12 protein-coding genes are annotated in these 15,967 nt (G+C 64.7%); 10 read left to right on the top strand and 2 right to left on the bottom strand.

Annotation, left to right across the window (positions count from 1 at the left end):
* Nucleotides 1-156 precede the first annotated feature (156 nt).
* Entirely contained in the window at nt 157-1,863 is a 1,707-nt protein-coding gene (locus ACVWY5_RS10345; protein WP_028331728.1) for a methyl-accepting chemotaxis protein, read from the bottom strand.
* Nucleotides 1,864-2,201: 338 nt separating this feature from the next.
* Here ACVWY5_RS10345 and ACVWY5_RS10350 point away from each other — a divergent pair, with 338 nt between their 5' ends.
* The 4 genes from ACVWY5_RS10350 to ACVWY5_RS10365 all read left to right on the top strand — a co-directional run bounded on the left by ACVWY5_RS10350 (nt 2,202) and on the right by ACVWY5_RS10365 (nt 8,681).
* The gene (locus ACVWY5_RS10350) at nt 2,202-3,584 is read left to right on the top strand and encodes an ethanolamine ammonia-lyase subunit EutB (protein ID WP_028331727.1); all 1,383 of its coding nucleotides are present in this window, start codon (nt 2,202-2,204) and stop codon (nt 3,582-3,584) included.
* A gap of 129 nt (nt 3,585-3,713) precedes the next feature.
* On the top strand, nt 3,714-5,300 hold the full coding sequence (locus ACVWY5_RS10355; RefSeq protein ID WP_028331726.1) for a B12-binding domain-containing radical SAM protein: 1,587 nt from the start codon (nt 3,714-3,716) through the stop codon (nt 5,298-5,300).
* Nucleotides 5,301-5,304: 4 nt separating this feature from the next.
* Nucleotides 5,305-6,099, top strand: coding sequence for an ethanolamine ammonia-lyase subunit EutC (eutC, locus tag ACVWY5_RS10360; protein WP_028331725.1), 795 nt, complete (start codon nt 5,305-5,307; stop codon nt 6,097-6,099).
* A gap of 197 nt (nt 6,100-6,296) precedes the next feature.
* Complete coding sequence (locus ACVWY5_RS10365) at nt 6,297-8,681, top strand: efflux RND transporter permease subunit (RefSeq protein ID WP_028331724.1); 2,385 nt, start codon at nt 6,297-6,299, stop codon at nt 8,679-8,681.
* Nucleotides 8,682-8,777: 96 nt separating this feature from the next.
* Here ACVWY5_RS10365 and ACVWY5_RS10370 read toward each other — a convergent pair whose 3' ends face one another.
* Nucleotides 8,778-9,281: a hypothetical protein gene (locus ACVWY5_RS10370; RefSeq protein WP_028331723.1), complete on the bottom strand. Its 504-nt coding sequence runs from the start codon at nt 9,279-9,281 to the stop codon at nt 8,778-8,780.
* A 404-nt stretch (nt 9,282-9,685) separates the two neighbouring features.
* On the opposite strand from ACVWY5_RS10370, the gene ACVWY5_RS10375 reads away from it, so the two are divergent.
* From ACVWY5_RS10375 to ACVWY5_RS10400, 6 genes are all read left to right on the top strand, one after another.
* Nucleotides 9,686-9,919, top strand: coding sequence for a hypothetical protein (locus tag ACVWY5_RS10375; RefSeq protein WP_028331722.1), 234 nt, complete (start codon nt 9,686-9,688; stop codon nt 9,917-9,919).
* Nucleotides 9,920-10,113: 194 nt separating this feature from the next.
* Nucleotides 10,114-10,992: a squalene synthase HpnC gene (hpnC, locus tag ACVWY5_RS10380; RefSeq protein WP_028331721.1), complete on the top strand. Its 879-nt coding sequence runs from the start codon at nt 10,114-10,116 to the stop codon at nt 10,990-10,992.
* A complete protein-coding gene (gene hpnD, locus ACVWY5_RS10385) occupies nt 10,989-11,825 on the top strand; it encodes a presqualene diphosphate synthase HpnD (RefSeq protein ID WP_028331720.1) in 837 nt (278 codons plus the stop codon). The genes hpnC and hpnD overlap by 4 nt, the downstream gene beginning before the upstream one ends.
* On the top strand, nt 11,825-13,075 hold the full coding sequence (gene hpnE, locus ACVWY5_RS10390; protein WP_028331719.1) for a hydroxysqualene dehydroxylase HpnE: 1,251 nt from the start codon (nt 11,825-11,827) through the stop codon (nt 13,073-13,075). The genes hpnD and hpnE overlap by 1 nt, the downstream gene beginning before the upstream one ends.
* Before the next feature lie 162 nt (nt 13,076-13,237).
* Nucleotides 13,238-15,199, top strand: a complete 1,962-nt coding sequence (gene shc, locus ACVWY5_RS10395) for a squalene--hopene cyclase (protein ID WP_028331718.1) — start codon at nt 13,238-13,240, stop codon at nt 15,197-15,199.
* Nucleotides 15,196-15,954 (top strand): phosphorylase, encoded by a 759-nt coding sequence (locus ACVWY5_RS10400; protein WP_028331717.1) that lies wholly within the window; start codon nt 15,196-15,198, stop codon nt 15,952-15,954. Before shc ends, ACVWY5_RS10400 begins: the two co-directional genes overlap by 4 nt.
* The last annotated feature ends 13 nt before the right edge of the window (nt 15,955-15,967 follow it).

A 15,967-nucleotide genomic window follows, 5' to 3' on the forward strand; every position in this document is an offset into this window, starting at 1 on the left:
CCACTTCCCCGCGCCCTCGCGCAGCGACGCTTTTCTATGGAGGCATCAAATTGAGAAATGCGACCCGAAGCGGAGGCAATTTGTATCCGTGCGTTGGGAGAGTCTTAACCATCCGGATTGCCGGGGCCCTGTCGCAGGGTCCCGCCACATCGCCGCTCAGGTTCCGGTCCGCTGCAGGCCGTCGGCCGCGTCGCTGCGCAGGTTGCGGAAGAACTGCTCGACCTCGCGCGACAGCGTCTCGGCGGTTGTGGTCAGATCGTTCGAGGCCGCGAGCACCGATTCCGCCGCCTTGCTGGTCTGGTCCATGTCATCGCGGAGCGAGCCGACATTGGTGACCAGGGTCTCGTTGCCCTGGGCGGCCATCTGGGCATTGGCGGAGATTTCGCGCGTCGCCGCGTCCTGCTGGCCGATCGCGCTCGCGATGTTCGCGGTGACGTTGCTGATCTCGCGCACCGCCTGACCGATCTCGCGCACAGCGGCTACCGAGTTGCGGGTCGAGGCCTGGATCAGGCCCACATTCTCGCTGATCTCGGCGGTTGCCTTCGCGGTCTGGCCGGCCAGCGCCTTGACCTCGTGCGCGACGACGGCGAAGCCACGGCCGGCATCGCCGGCGCGGGCGGCTTCGATGGTGGCGTTGAGGGCGAGCAGGTTGGTCTGCTCGGCGATCGCCTGGATCAGGCTCAGCACCCCGTCGATGCGCTGGGTGGTGGCGGCAAGGCCCTCGATCTCGTTGATCGAGCGGTCGGTGCGCGCACCGGCCTGATCGACTGCGCCGGACGACTGCTTGACCTGGCGGCCGATCTCCTCGACCGAGGCGGAGAGTTCTTCGGCCGCGCCTGCCACCGCGGAGACGTTGCTCGAAGCCTGTTCGGTGGCGCCTGCCGCCGCCACCGCGCGGCCGCTGGCGTCCGACGCGACGGTTGCGATGGTCTGCGCGGTTTGACGCATCGTCGCGGCGTTGTCGTGCACCGCGCGGAGCACCTCGCCGATCGTGCCACGGAACGCTTCGACGAAGGTCTCGATATGCCGGCCGCGCGCGTCGCGCGCCGCGGACTCCTGTACGACCTGCGCGTTGAGGCTGCGATTGCGGTCCATCGCCTCCTGGAAGACCTTTATGGCGCGTGCCAGTGCACCGATCTCGTCGCCGCGCCCGACATGCGGTACTTCGACATGGTCGGTGCCCTCGGCGACGCGCTTGATCGTCGTGGTGATCTGCGACAGTGGCCGGGCCACCGAGCGGGCGATGATCAGCACGCCGAGTACCACCACAATCAAGGCCGCGGCGCCGAGGCCGGTCAGCACCAGCGCCATCGTGCGGTTGGTGTCGGTCTCCCGCGCCAGTTTCTTGCTGCGCTCGGCATAGACCTTGGAGAGCGCCTCGAGATCCTTGTTCAGCGCGGTGCGCACGTCGCGATTGGCGTCGTTGTCGCCCCACTCCCGCCCGGCTGCGGCGCCGATCTCGATGCCGCGGCGTACCAGCTCCTTGCGGAAATCGATGAACTGCTCGATGCGCTTCTTGAACACCGCGAACTGGGCGGCGTCGTCGGCCTGCACCAGGGTTTCCCAGTTTTTTACCACGCCGAGAATGCGTTCGTTGAACGCCAGCAGCCCGTCGCCGTATTTCTTAACGGCCGCCGGATCGGTCGACATGTAGATGCCGCGGGATTCCATCACCACGGCATAGACCAGTGAATTGACCCGCTCGACATTGAGCGCGGCACGGCTTGCGAGGTCGACGGCCTCGGTCAGCTCGGCATTGCGCCGCGCATTGTATTCGGACAGGAAGGTGATGGCCGCGGTCAGCGCCGCAATCAGCGCAAACGTCGAGTACAGCCTGGCAGCAAGCGAGAATCGGGATGCCATTGGAGGCCGGGACATGGAGATGGGGTATGTGACGGGGGCGGGCATTGCGGGGCACTCCAAGAGGCCGGGGAGTACCTTCGGCCGATTAAAGCTTATGCAAAATTTTCATGGACAATTTCTTAACGCGCGAGTTTTGTGCAGCCGCAACCGTTAAAATCTGTAAATAATCCCAATGCCTTATCGGTAGCTTTGAGTCTGCCGGGTCCCCGCGGCTTGCGGCCGCGCCGATGATACGCCGCCGTCACCGCCAACGGCGCCGGCACGCGGGGCGAAACCGCTGGCACGCCTTTCGCAAAGAGGTGCTAGGTTGTGCTGCCCCAGCCCGCGACGAACCTCCCATGCTCTATCGTCACACCATCGACGCCACCAATTATGCATTCGACGATCTGCGCATCCTGCTTGCCAAGGCCTCGCCGCCGCGTTCAGGCGACCGCCTGGCCGGCATCGCGGCCGACAGCGCGGAGGAGATGATCGCCGCACGGCTTGCGCTGGCCAACGTTCCGCTCAAGCAATTCCTCGATGAGCCTGTCATCCCCTATGAGGATGACGAAGTCACCCGCCTGATCCTCGACAGCCACGACGTTGCCGGCTTTCTGCCGGTGTCGTCGCTCACCGTCGGCGGATTCCGCGACTGGCTGCTGTCGGATGCCGCTAGCGGGGAAGCGATCAAGAAGATCTCGCGCGGCATCACGCCAGAGATGGTTGCGGCGGTGTCGAAGCTGATGCGCAACCAGGATCTGATCCTGGTCGCGAAGAAATGCGAGGTGACGACCCGCTTCCGCAACACCATCGGTTTGCGCGGGCGAATGAGTACGCGGCTGCAGCCGAACCATCCTTTCGACGATCCCAAGGGCATCACCGCCTCGATTCTCGACGGGCTGCTGCTGGGAGCGGGCGATGCCTGCATCGGCATCAATCCGGCGAGCGACGATCCGAAGGTCATCGGCACCCTGCTGCGGCTGTTGGACGACATCATCACGCGGCTCGAGCTTCCGACGCAGGGATGCGTGCTGACCCATGTCACGACCACGCTCGGACTGATCGGGCAGGGGCTGCCGGTCGATCTCGTGTTCCAGTCGATCGCCGGCACCGAGGCGGCCAATCGCAGTTTCGGCGTCGACCTCTCGCTGCTGCGGGAGGCCCGGGAAGCGGGGCTGTCGCTGCGCCGCGGCACGGTCGGTGACAGTGTGATGTATTTCGAGACCGGGCAGGGTTCGGCGCTGTCGGCCAATGCCCATCACCAGGTCGATCAGCAGACGTGCGAGGCGCGGGCCTATGCGGTGGCGCGCGCGTTCGATCCGCTGCTCGTCAACAGCGTGGTCGGCTTCATCGGTCCTGAGTACCTCTATGACGGCAAGGAAATCATCCGCGCCGGGCTCGAGGACCACTTCTGCGGCAAGCTGCTCGGCCTGCCGCTCGGGATCGACGTCTGCTATACCAACCACGCCGAGGCGGACCAGGACGATATGGACAATCTCCTGACGCTGCTTGCGGCGGCCGGCGTGAACTTCATCATGGGCGTGCCGGGCGCGGATGACGTCATGCTGAACTATCAGTCGACATCGTTTCACGATGCGCTCTATGTCCGCGACCTGTTCGGCCTGAAGCGGGCCCCCGAATTCGACGACTGGCTCGCGCGCGTCGGCCTTGCCGGGCAGGACTTCCGCCTCCTTGCCGATGCGGGGCGGTTGCCCGATCTCGCTGTCAGGCTGCTGACCTGAGGGGGATAGCGAAATTCTGCAGAGCAACTATCTCGCCGATGTGACGTTAGTAAGTGCCACAATGTTGAAGAATTTCTGGCCCAGCGTTCCACGCCATGGTTAGATTTGCGGGTGCTTCGGGGTCGATTGATGAGAGCTGAGGGCATAAAGACAATTCGGCGTATCCTCTGCGTCTTTCCGCGCTATACGTCGTCCTTTGGGACCTTCGAGCACGCCTACCCCCTCACTGACGGCGTCAAGGCGTTCATGCCGCCGCAGGGCCTGCTGCTGATCGCCGCATACCTTCCCGAGAACTGGCTGGTGCGTTTCATCGACGAGAACCTGCGTCCGGCGACGGCGGAGGATTTCGAGTGGGCGGATGCCGTGTTCGTCAGCGGTATGCATATCCAGCGCCAGCAGATGAACGACATCTGCCATCGCGCGCATGACCATGACCTGGTGGTCGCGATCGGCGGCCCGTCGGTCAGTGCTTGCCCGGACTACTATCCCTCATTCGACTACCTCCACGTCGGCGAGCTCGGCGATGCGACCAATGAGCTGATCAAGCGTCTGGCTGATGATACCAGCCGTCCCGACAAGCAGGTGGTGCTGACGACCGTCGACCGGCTGCCGATGACGGATTTCCCGCTACCGGCCTATGAGCTCGCCGAAACCAAGAAGTACTTTCTCGGCAGCATCCAGTTCTCCTCGGGCTGCCCCTATCAGTGCGAGTTCTGCGACATCCCCGGGCTCTATGGCCGCAATCCGCGGCTGAAGTCGCCGCAGCAGATCATCGCCGAGCTCGACAAGCTGCGCGCGTGCGGTGCCACCGACACCGTGTATTTCGTCGACGACAATTTCATCGGTAACCGCAAGGCGGCGAGCGAGCTGTTGCCGCACCTGATCGAGTGGCAGAAGCGGACCGGATATGTCACGCGCCTCGCTTGCGAGGCGACGCTCAACATCGCCAAGCGCCCCGAGATCCTGGAGAAGATGCGCGAGGCCTTCTTCGTGACGATCTTCGTTGGCATCGAGACGCCCGATCCCGACGCGCTGAAGGCCATGCACAAGGATCAGAACATGATGGTTCCGATCCTTGAGGGCGTGCGCACCATCAATTCGTTCGGCATGGAGGTCGTCTCCGGCATCATCATGGGGCTCGATACCGACAAGCCCCAGACCGGCGACGCGTTGCTCTCCTTCGTCGAGGAGTCGCGGATTCCGCTGCTCACCATCAACCTGCTGCAGGCGCTGCCGAAGACGCCATTGTGGGATCGGCTCGAAAAAGCCGGGCGGCTGATCGATGACGAGGGCCGCGACTCCAATGTCGAGTTCCTGTTGCCCTATGAGGACGTGGTTAGTTCCTGGCGCAAATGCATGGAAGTTGCCTACGAGCCGAAGAGGCTGTTCGCGCGCTATTTGCATCAATGCAACTACACCTATGCCAATCGCATCAAGGTGCCGGTCAGCCCGGAAATGAAGAGCTGGGCCAACATCCGGCGCGGACTGATCATGCTCCGCAACATCTTCTGGAAGGTCGGCGTGCTCGGCGACTACAAGCGCGTGTTCTGGAAGTTTGCGCTCGGCCGGCTCAAGCGCGGCGACATCGAGGGGTTGATCTCGGCGACGCTGGTTGCGCATCATTTGATCACCTTTGCGCGTGCAGCCTCCAGCGGCCGGCAGAACGCCTCGAACTACTCGATCCGGCTGCGCGAGGCCTCTGTCCCCGCCGAATAGCAGCATGACGACACCGCCGGCGCCCTTGTCCCCTTCGCTTGCCGATCTGCGCGAGCTCACGCCGGCGCGCGTCGGCCTTGGCCGGTCCGGGGCCAGCCTGCCGACCGATGCGCTGCTGTCGTTCACGCTCGACCATGCCCGCGCCCGCGACGCTGTCCACGCCGCCTTCGATGTCAGAGGGATCGCGGCCGGTCTTGCCGGCCTCGGCATCACGCCGCTTGAGGTGTCGAGCCAGGCGCACAGCCGGCGCGACTATCTGCGGCGGCCCGATCTCGGGCGCATGCTGGATTCTGCGTCGCGGCGGTCGCTCGAGACCTGCGCCATCACCGCATGCCCCTGCGCCATCGTGATCGGAGACGGCCTGTCGCCGACGGCGGTCAATGTGCATGCCGTCGAATTGATCCGGCATCTCGTGCCGCGCTTGGCGGCCGACAAGATCGACGCCGGCGCGGTGATCGCAGCGTCCGGGGCGCGGGTCGCGCTCGGTGACGAGATCGGCGCCATCATCGGCGCGCGCATGCTGGTGATGCTGATCGGCGAACGGCCGGGCCTGTCCGCACCCGACAGCCTCGGCGCCTATCTCACCTTCGCCCCGCGGATCGGCCTCACCGATGCCGACCGCAACTGCATCTCCAACATCCACCGTGCCGGGCTGAGCTATGCGGAGGCCGCATTCAGGATTTCGTGGCTTGTGCGCGAGGGCCTGGCACGCCAGATCACAGGGGTCGCGTTGAAAGATGAAAGCGGCGGTGGATCGTCGAGGAATGCGCTACCAGGGTGTGACAAATCAGATACTTAATGGCGGGGATCGGCGGTTCCCTGTCGATTTGCCTCGCCCCTCGCGCTTGCGAGCAAAGGGTCGGGCAGGTAAAACCGGCGCCGGTCAATATTCGCGTGTTTTCAAGGACTAGCGCCGATCAGTTGCGCTCACCCGCCTCATTCGCGCCCCTAGACCCAAGCTAGACAGATTGAGCCGTTTTCAGAACTGGACAGGGCATGCTCGAAAAGAATTCCGAAAGTCAGGTCCACGTCGAGAAGATCGAAGAGCCGCGGTCGGGCCTCAGCATCGCGTTCGGGATCGAGCGTCTCGGCCTGATCCCGATGCGGGCGCCGATCCTGTCCTGCATTGTCCTCGTTCTGTTGCTGATCGGCGCGGTGTTCGGGGTGCACCGGATCAAGATCGACGACTCGCTTTCGCAGCTGTTCCGCTCCGACTCCAAGGACTACAAGCAATATGAGGCGGTGACCAAGCGCTTCCCGGCGACCGAGTTCGACGTCCTCGTCGTGGTCGAAGGCAAGACGCTGCTCGCCCGCGACAATCTCGAAAAGCTGCGCGACATGGTCACCGACCTGCAGCTCGTCGAGGGCGTGCGCGGCCTGGTGTCGCTGTTCTCGGCGCGGCAGGCGCCGGAGCCCGGCAAGCTGCCGGCGGCGCTGTTCCCGAATGAACTTCCCGAGGGCGCGGCCTACGACAAGTTCGTCGAGACCGTGAAAAGCAACGAGATCATCCGCGGCAAGCTGCTGTCGGAGGACGGCACGCTCGCGCTGATCGTGCTGTCGCTCGAGCCCGAAGTGGTCGGCAGCAACAAGCTCAGCAAGGTGGTCGGCGACATCAGGAAGATCATGGCCGACGATCTCGGCGGCAGCGGGCTCAATGCGCAATTGTCCGGCGTGCCGGTCATGCAGCTCGAGATCCGCAATGCGGTCGAGCGCGACGGCCTGACCTACAACATCCTCGGCATCCTCGCCGGCTGCATCATCGCCATCGTCTTCTTCCGCAAGATATCCTTCATGGTGGCGGCCGCGTTCCCGCCGATGATCGCGATCCTGCTCGCGCTCGGCGGCCTCGGCTGGGCCAATTTCAATCTCAACATGTTCCTCAACGTGATGACGCCGCTCATCATGGTGATCAGCTTCTCCGACTCGATGCAGCTGACATTCGCAGCGCGCGACCGGCTGATCGCCGGGCAGGACAAGTTCACCGCGTTCAAGAATGCGGTGCTGGTGGTCGGTCCCGCCTGCGTGCTGACGCACGGCACGGCCGGAATTTCCTTCATCGCGCTGCAGTTTTCGGATTCCGATCTGATCCGCAAGTTCGGCGAGGCCGGGCTAGCCGCGACCATCATCGCGCTGATCGCGGTGCTGTCGCTGGTGCCGGTGTTCGGCGTGCTGTTCGTGCGCAACGAAAAGATCTTTGCGGTCAAGTTCCAGAGCGCGGATGCCGGCGTGCAGGCGCTGCGCAATTTCTGCTACTGGATCGCGGTGCGCATGGTCGGCCGTCCCGGGCTGTTCAGCCTGCTGGCGCTGATTGTGGTCGGCGGCCTCGGCATCATCTACGCCAATCTCGAGCCGCGCTACCGGCTCGCCGATCAGGTGCCGGACAAGCGGCAGGCGGTGGCGGCGTCGAGCCGGCTCGACGCCAAGCTGACCGGCGCCAATCCGATCGACGTGCTGATCGAATTCCCCAAGGGCGCCTCGCTCTACGCACCCGATACGCTGAAGACGATCGCCGACGTCCACGCGATGGTCGAGAAGACCGCAGGCGTCGGCAACGTCTGGTCGCTGGAAACCCTGCGGCGCTGGCTTGCGGAGAAGGCCGGCTCGTCCGACGTCGCGACGTTGAAGGAATATGTCGACCTGATCCCCGAGCATCTGGTGCGGCGTTTCATCTCCAAGGATCAGGATGCGGTGGTGGTCTCGGGCCGCGTGCCGGACCTCGATTCCAGCCAGATCCTGCCGGTGGTCGACAAGCTCGACAAGGAGCTCGACAAGGTGCGGGCCGAGCATCCCGGCTATGAGATCGCGGTCACCGGTCTGTCGGCGATCGCGGCGCGCAACAGTGCCAGCATGATCGAGAAGCTGAACCGCGGCCTCACCGTCGAGTTCGCGCTGGTCGCGATCTTCATCGGCCTCGCGTTCCGCTCGATCGTGGTGATGTTCTCCTGCATCCTGCCGGGCATCTTCCCGGTGGTGCTGTCGGGCACCGTGCTGTGGCTGCTCGGGGAGGGGCTGCAATTCGCCAGCGTGGTGGCTTTGACGGTGTCGTTCGGCCTCGGCCTCAGCGCCACCATCCACTTCCTCAATCGCCTGCGGCTCGAGACCAAGCCGGGTGTCACGCCGGAACTTGCGGTGGAGCGCGCCACCGTCCTGGTCGGCCCTGCGCTGATCCTGACCACGGTGGTGCTGGCCTGCGGCCTCGTCGTCACCGTGTTCTCCGACCTGCCGTCGCTGCGCCTGTTCGGCTGGCTCAGCGCGTTCTCGATGGTGGCGGCCCTGGTCGCGGACCTTTTCATCCTGCGGCCGACCTCGATGTTCCTGATCAACCTGTCGCAAAAGCTCCGCGGCAGGGGCGGCCAGCCCGCGCCGATCGAAAAGGCCTGATCGGCGAACAGGCAAAAAGCTGCAGCAAAAAGGGCCCGGTTCCGAAGCGTTCGGAACCGGGCCCTTGTGTCTTGCGGGCGCAATCGGCCGGGAGCGTCAGCTCTTCGTCATCGTGATCGAGACACCGCGGATCTCACCCTTGGAGTCGATCTGCACGACCTGCTTGGAGCCGTTGGTCTGCAGGTTCAGGTTCGCGGCAAAGCCGGACGCCTCGACGAACACGTCGATCCGCCCGCCGCCCGCGGTGCCCTGCAGATTGCCGAAGATGTTGCGGCTCGCCTCGCTCCAGTTGCCGGAGATCCGGTCGCCCTGGCTGGTGACGTCGCTGGAGAGGTCGAACTTGTAGCTGTCGCTGGCGCAATGCAGGGACTGCTTCAGGCTCATGCCCGAGGGTGCGACCTTGTAATCCGCCTTGCAACGAATCCGTTCAGTCGTGCCGTTGGACAGCGCCACCGTGCCCGTTCCGGTCCACGAGCCGGCAAAACCGGCAAACGGCCCGCTGGCCTGGGCGTGGACGGCGGAGGCAGAGAGCATCAGTGCGGCGCCGACGCCCACAGCCCTGAGAGCCTGACCATAAAGGCTGGAACCAAACCGTTTCATTGTGAATTTTCCCATCAAAATCAACGCTTCCTACGCAAGAAAGCGTCTCGCCGCATCGAAGGTTTAGTGTCACCGAAGAATGTTAGGTTCAAACGACAGAAACGGCGCGCGGCGCCCGTTTTGTCATCGAACAGAATCAGAAACCGTCGCTTCGTGACGGCATGTAGCTTTGCGCAACTGCTAACCGCAATAGCCGAACGCGACAAAGTGATGGCACGAATCGCCATTGCGAATCAATTACTTATGTAGGGGTTTACAGCGCCGCAAATTTAGCCGCATTTAGCGGTGCTTGTCGTCAATCCATTGCCGCGTTACGTGGCGTCTGCAATCCCCAAAATCCGTCCCGGCCGTGCCGAAGCGCTTTTCGGGAACAGATTTTCTGCTGTCGGAAATGAAGGAATACGATGCGTAAATTTCTCTTGGCTCTTGCCCTGTTGTCGATCCCGCTCTCGTCCAGCGCCTTCGCCCAGCAGACGCGCGGGACACCCGATGAGCAGAAGGCCTGCACGCGCGACGTGCAGCGTCACTGCCGCGCCGTGATCGATCAGGGCGATTTCACCATTCTCGCCTGCCTGCAGCAGAACCGCAGCAAGATCAGCGCCGCCTGCGACCAGGTGCTGAAGACCCACGGCCAGTAAGGCCGGTTCGGGCCCCATGGATCGCCGCAAGGCCCGTGCTCGGCAGGTGTGCCGGCCACGGGCTTCGTATGCTGGCGGTCACGGACAGCATTGGTTTTGGTGGCGTATTCCCCTATATGGGGCTCGCAAATCCCCCGCATGCGCTGACCTTTCGCGCCTGCGTCGTGCCATGACCAGTGTAGCCCAAATTTCCCATGACCACCGCGAGCGACCTGCGATCCGGAAAGACCCACCGCGACGAGAATTTCCCGGTCGCGTCGTGGATCATTCATCCGCGGCATCGTGCCCTGATCCTGGCCTTCTATAATTTCGTCCGCACCGCCGACGATATCGCCGATCACGCCACGCTGCAGCCTGCGGAGAAGCTGCGCTACCTCGACCTCATGGAGGCCGAGCTGCTTGGCAATGGCGACACCCAGAAGGAAGCGGTCAATCTGCGCCGCGCCTTCGCCGAGCGCGGCATGCCGCCGCGGCACGCGCTCGACGTGCTGGTGGCGTTCCGCCTCGACGTCACCAAGCTGCGTTACGAGAACTGGGACGACGTGATCGATTATTGCCGGTACTCGGCGATGCCGGTCGGGCGGTTCATGCTCGACGTGCACGGCGAGGATACCTCTACCTGGGCGGCGTCGGACGCGCTCTGCGCCGGGCTGCAGATCAACAACCATCTGCAGGACTGCGGCAAGGACTACCGCAACCTGAACCGTGTCTATTTGCCGCGCGATGCCCTGGCCGCCGCGGGCGCGACCGTCGAGATGCTCGGCGAGGCGAAGTCGCAGCCGGCCCTGCTCAAATGCCTGCAGGCGCTCGCCGCGCGCACCGAGGCGCTGCTCGACCAGAGCAAGTCGCTCGCCGCCGAAGTGAAGGATTTCAGGCTGGGGCTCGAGATCTCCGTGATCCAGGCGTTCGCCGACAAGATCGTCAACATGCTGAAGGTGCGCGATCCGCTCAGCGAGCGCGTGCATCTGAGCCCGCTCGAACTGCTGCTGCAGAGCCTTGGCGGCGTCGCCGGCGAGACGGCGCGGCGCGCGACCGGACGGCGTGCGGTCTCCAAATCGGCGGCTGGCGCATGAGCGTGGAGGCGGCGGCCAACGCAAATTACGGAAGCACCGCGTCGGGCAGCTCGTTCTACGCCGCGATGCGCATTCTGCCGCGCGCGCAGCGCGAGGCGATGTTCCAGATCTACAGCTTCTGCCGGCAGGTCGACGACATTGCCGATTCCGACGGCCCGCGGCCGCGGCGGCTGGCCGCGCTGCAGCAGTGGCGCGACGATATCGATGCGCTCTATGCGGGGCATCCGCCGGAGCGGCTGAAGGACTATGTCGCCTCGGTGAAGACCTTCGGCCTGAAGCGCGAGGATTTTGTCGCGATCGTCGACGGCATGGAGATGGACGTGCCGCAGGACATCCGCGCGCCGGATCTCGCGACGCTCGATTTGTATTGCGATCGCGTCGCGAGCGCGGTCGGCCGGCTGTCGGTGCGCGTGTTCGGCCTGCCCGAGGACGACGGCATCCAGCTCGCCTATCACCTCGGCCGCGCGCTGCAGCTCACCAACATCCTGCGCGACATCGACGAGGATGCCGGCCTCGGCCGGCTCTATCTGCCGCGCGAATGGCTCTGGCATGCCGGCATCACCAATAACGATCCGGCGCGCGTCACCGCCGACCGCGCGTTGCCGAAAGTGTGCGCGCCGCTGGCCGAGCGGGCCAAGATGCATTTCCAGAAATCCGACGAGATCATGAAGCGCAATTCGCGCCGCGCCGTGCGCGCGCCGCGGATCATGTCGAAATACTACCGCGCGATTCTCGATCTCCTGATCGCGCGCGGCTTCACCGCCCCGCGCGCGCCGGTACGTGTGTCCAAGGCCGCCAAGATCGGCATCCTTCTTCGTTACGCGATCATCTGATGCAAAAGACCGTTCATATCATCGGTGCCGGCATTTCCGGCCTCTCCGCGGCCGTGCGCCTCGCCAATGGCGGCTATAGGGTGTTTGTCCATGAGGCGACGCAGCAGGCCGGAGGCCGCTGCCGCTCCTATTTCGACGCGGCCACCAATCTCACCATCGACAATGGCAACCATCTGTTGCTGTCGGGCAACCGCCATGCGCTGAGCTATGCGCGCGCGATCGGCACCGAGGCCGGCCTCGTCGGGCCCGCGCGCGCGCAGTTTCCGTTCGTCGATCTTGCCAGCGGCCGGCGCTGGCAGCTCGACCTCGGCGATTCCCGCCTGCCGCTGTGGGTGTTCGACGAGACGCGCCGCGTCCCGGACACCAGCCTGCGCGACTATCTTGCCTTAGCGCCGCTGGCCTGGGCCGGCACCGGCGCGCTGGTCGGCAACACCATTCCCTGCAAGGGCACGCTGTATGACCGCCTGGTGCAGCCGCTGCTGCTCGCTGCGCTGAATGTCGATCCCCCGGAGGGCTCGGCCGGGCTCGCCGGCGCCATCGTGCGCGAGACGCTGCTTGCGGGCGGGCAGGCCTGCCGTCCGTTGATCGCGCGCGACGGCTTGAGCTCGGTTCTGATCGAGCCGGCCGTGAAGCTGCTGCAGGAGGGCGGCCACAGCGTCCGGTTCAGTCACGAATTGCGTGCGCTCGGCATGTCGGGTGGCCGCATCACTGAGCTTGATTTTGGTAATGGCGACAAGGTCGCGCTGGGAGCCGACGACGCCGTCGTGCTTGCGGTGCCGCCGCGCGCCGCGGCGGCGCTGCTGCCCGGCCTGAAAACTCCGACCAAATTCCGCGCCATCGTGAACGCGCATTTCCGCGTTGATCCGCCGCGCGACGCCGCGCCCATTCTCGGCGTGGTCGGCGGCCTCGTGGAGTGGCTGTTCGCGTTCCCGCAACGGCTGTCGGTGACGATCAGCAACGGCGACCGCCTGGTCGACATGCCGCGCGAGGAGCTCGCGCTGGCGATCTGGCAGGACATCTGCGAGGCCTTGGGGGTTTCCGGCGACCTGCCGCCCTGGCAGATCGTGCGCGAGCGCCGTGCCACATTTGAGGCGACGCCGGAACAGAATGCCCTGCGTCCGGGGCCCGCGACGGCGCAAAAAAACCTGTTCCTTGCCGGCGACTGGACTGCTACCGGGTTGCCGGCAACCATCGAGGGATCGGTGCGATCCGGTGATCGCGCCGCAGATCTGGTTCTGGCCAGACGTTAGATTCGACCTGTTGGCGCGTTTTCGAGCGAAGTGGCTACCGGTTCGCGTGAAGCAAACGCGACTGAACAAAAGGACAAGAGCTGATCCGGTGCAATCGGATCAGCTCTGGAGCGGCCGCGGCTTTCGATCAGCCGGCCCGCGATGAAGAGGATATCGAGCGAAATGCTTGCGAGAGATCACAGCGTTGCAGTCGACCCGGTCGCGCTGGAGAAGAGCATCTCCAAGGCAACCGAAGCGCTGCTCGGCTATCGCCAGTCCGACGGACATTGGGTGTTCGAGCTCGAGGCCGACAGCACCATTCCGGCCGAGTACATCCTGCTGCGCCACTATCTGGCCGAGCCGATCGATGCCGGGCTGGAGGCCAAGCTCGGTAACTATCTGCGTCGCGTCCAGGGCGCGCATGGCGGCTGGCCGCTGGTGCATGACGGCCCGTTCGATATGAGCGCCAGCGTGAAGTCCTACTTCGCGCTGAAGATGATCGGCGATTCCGTCGACGCGCCGCACATGGTGCGGGCGCGCGAGGCGATCCGTTCGCGCGGCGGTGCTTCGGGCAGCAACGTGTTCACGCGCTTCCTGCTTGCGCTCTATGGCGTCGTGACCTGGCGCGCGACGCCGGTGCTGCCGATCGAGATCATGCTGCTGCCGATGTGGTCGCCGTTCCACATCAACAAGATCTCCTACTGGGCACGCACCACCATGGTGCCGCTGATGGTGCTTGCCGCGCTAAAGCCGCGTGCGAAGAATCCGAAAGGCGTCGGCATCGACGAGCTGTTCCTGGAGGATCCGAAATCGGTCCGCATGGCGCCGAAGGCGCCGCATCAGAGCGCGAGCTGGTTCTATCTGTTCCGCTCGCTCGACGCCGTGCTGCGGGTGATCGAGCCGATGTTTCCGAAGAGCCTGCGCCAACGCGCGATCGATGCCGCGCTCGCCTTCACCGAAGAGCGGCTGAACGGCGAAGACGGCATGGGCGCGATTTATCCGCCGATGGCCAACATCGTCATGATGTACGAGGCGCTCGGCAAGGACGAGAATTTCCCGCCGCGCGCCATCACCCGCCGCGGCATCGACAAGCTGCTCGTGATTAGCGAGCTCGAGGCCTATTGCCAGCCTTGCGTCTCGCCGGTGTGGGACACCGCGCTGGCCTGTCATGCGCTGCAGGAAGCGGGCGGCGACGCTACCCTTGCCAAGGCCAGGCAGGGCCTCGACTGGCTGAAGCCGCGCCAGGTGCTGGAGCTGAAGGGCGATTGGGCGGTCAAGGCGCCGAACGTCCGCCCGGGCGGCTGGGCGTTCCAGTACAACAACGACCACTATCCCGATCTCGACGACACCGCGGTGGTCGTGATGGCGATGGATCGCGTGCGGCGTCATACCGGAACCAGGGAATATGACGAGGCCATCGCGCGCGGCCGCGAGTGGATCGAGGGGCTGCAGAGCCGCGACGGCGGCTGGGCCGCGTTCGACGTCAACAACCTCGAATATTACCTCAACAACATCCCGTTCTCCGATCACGGCGCATTGCTCGATCCGCCGACCGAGGATGTCACCGCGCGCTGCATCTCGATGCTGGGCCAACTCGGTGAGACCGTCGAAAGCAGCAAGACGATGGCCGACGGCGTCGCCTATCTGCGCCGTACCCAGCTTGCCGAGGGCTCCTGGTACGGCCGCTGGGGCCTGAACTACATCTACGGCACCTGGTCGGTGCTCTCGGCGCTAAACGTCGCAGGGGTCGATCGCGACGACCCGATGATTCGGAAGGCGGTCGGCTGGCTGGCGTCAGTCCAGAATCAGGACGGCGGCTGGGGCGAGGACGCCGTCAGTTACCGGCTGGATTACAAGGGTTATGAAGTTGCGCCGTCGACCTCCTCGCAAACGGCATGGGCTTTGCTTGGATTGATGGCGGCCGGAGAGGTCGAAAATCCCGCTGTTGCGCGGGGGGTGGAGTACCTAAAGGCAACACAGACGGAAAAAGGGCTGTGGGACGAGCAGCGATACACAGCTACGGGGTTTCCGCGGGTATTTTACTTGCGATATCATGGCTACTCGAAGTTCTTTCCGCTCTGGGCGCTGGCGCGGTATCGAAATTTGAGAAGCACCAATAGCAGGGTGGTAGGGGTCGGGATGTGATTGTTGAGGCGGGGGCCGCCGAGACCGCGGGCAGTAGAATTGATCCTCGGCCGGTATTGATTGTGACTGGATTGGTGCAGGAGGCCCGCATCGCGGCAGGCCCCGGCATGATCGTAATCTGCAGTTCGAGCGATCCGCAGCAGCTGCGTGAATTGCTGGCGACGCTGGATCCGACCACCTTCCGTGGCGTGATTTCGTTCGGCGTGGCCGGCGGACTCGATCCGTCGCTCAAGTCGGGCGACGTCGTGGTCGCGACCGAGGTGATGTCGGGCGATACCCGCTTCCTGGCCGCATCCGCGCTGAACGAAGAGATGATCGCCAGCGCCGCGCTGAAGCGCCGCAGGATCGTCCGCGGCAGTCTAGCCGGCGTGGAAGAGGTGATCGCGGCGAAGGCCTGCAAGGCCGCTCTGCGCTCGATGACGGGCGCAGCCGCAGTCGACATGGAGAGCCATATCGCGGCGGCCTATGCTGCCAAGGCCGGCATTCCGTTTGCCGCGCTACGCGTAATCAGCGATCCCGCGCACCGGGCGCTACCGGAACTTGCGAAATCCGCGGTGAAGCCGAACGGCGACATCGACCTGCGCAAGGTGCTGCGCGGCATCGCGCGCAATCCACGGACGCTGCGCGCGCTGGTGTCGACCGGAATCGACTTCAACCGCGCGCTGCGCTCGCTGCGCAGCTGCCGCGGCTTCCTGCTCGGCAACGACGCGCTGATGCCGGTGGAAGACGTTCTGATCACGGCGAAGGCGGCCTGATCCTCCGCCGGCC

The organism is Bradyrhizobium sp. USDA 3256 (genome assembly GCF_054058275.1).

What these genes read in the sequence shown, in the direction of transcription:
- hpnE (WP_028331719.1), top strand. Translation starts at nt 11,825, where the DNA reads ATGCAAAAGACCGTTCATATCATCGGTGCCGGCATTTCCGGCCTCTCC.
- ACVWY5_RS10370 (WP_028331723.1), bottom strand. Translation starts at nt 9,281, where the DNA reads ATGAAACGGTTTGGTTCCAGCCTTTATGGTCAGGCTCTCAGGGCTGTG.
- ACVWY5_RS10365 (WP_028331724.1), top strand. Translation starts at nt 6,297, where the DNA reads ATGCTCGAAAAGAATTCCGAAAGTCAGGTCCACGTCGAGAAGATCGAA.
- hpnC (WP_028331721.1), top strand. Translation starts at nt 10,114, where the DNA reads ATGACCACCGCGAGCGACCTGCGATCCGGAAAGACCCACCGCGACGAG.
- ACVWY5_RS10375 (WP_028331722.1), top strand. Translation starts at nt 9,686, where the DNA reads ATGCGTAAATTTCTCTTGGCTCTTGCCCTGTTGTCGATCCCGCTCTCG.
- eutC (WP_028331725.1), top strand. Translation starts at nt 5,305, where the DNA reads ATGACGACACCGCCGGCGCCCTTGTCCCCTTCGCTTGCCGATCTGCGC.
- hpnD (WP_028331720.1), top strand. Translation starts at nt 10,989, where the DNA reads ATGAGCGTGGAGGCGGCGGCCAACGCAAATTACGGAAGCACCGCGTCG.
- ACVWY5_RS10350 (WP_028331727.1), top strand. Translation starts at nt 2,202, where the DNA reads ATGCTCTATCGTCACACCATCGACGCCACCAATTATGCATTCGACGAT.
- ACVWY5_RS10355 (WP_028331726.1), top strand. Translation starts at nt 3,714, where the DNA reads ATGAGAGCTGAGGGCATAAAGACAATTCGGCGTATCCTCTGCGTCTTT.
- ACVWY5_RS10345 (WP_028331728.1), bottom strand. Translation starts at nt 1,863, where the DNA reads ATGGCATCCCGATTCTCGCTTGCTGCCAGGCTGTACTCGACGTTTGCG.
- shc (WP_028331718.1), top strand. Translation starts at nt 13,238, where the DNA reads ATGCTTGCGAGAGATCACAGCGTTGCAGTCGACCCGGTCGCGCTGGAG.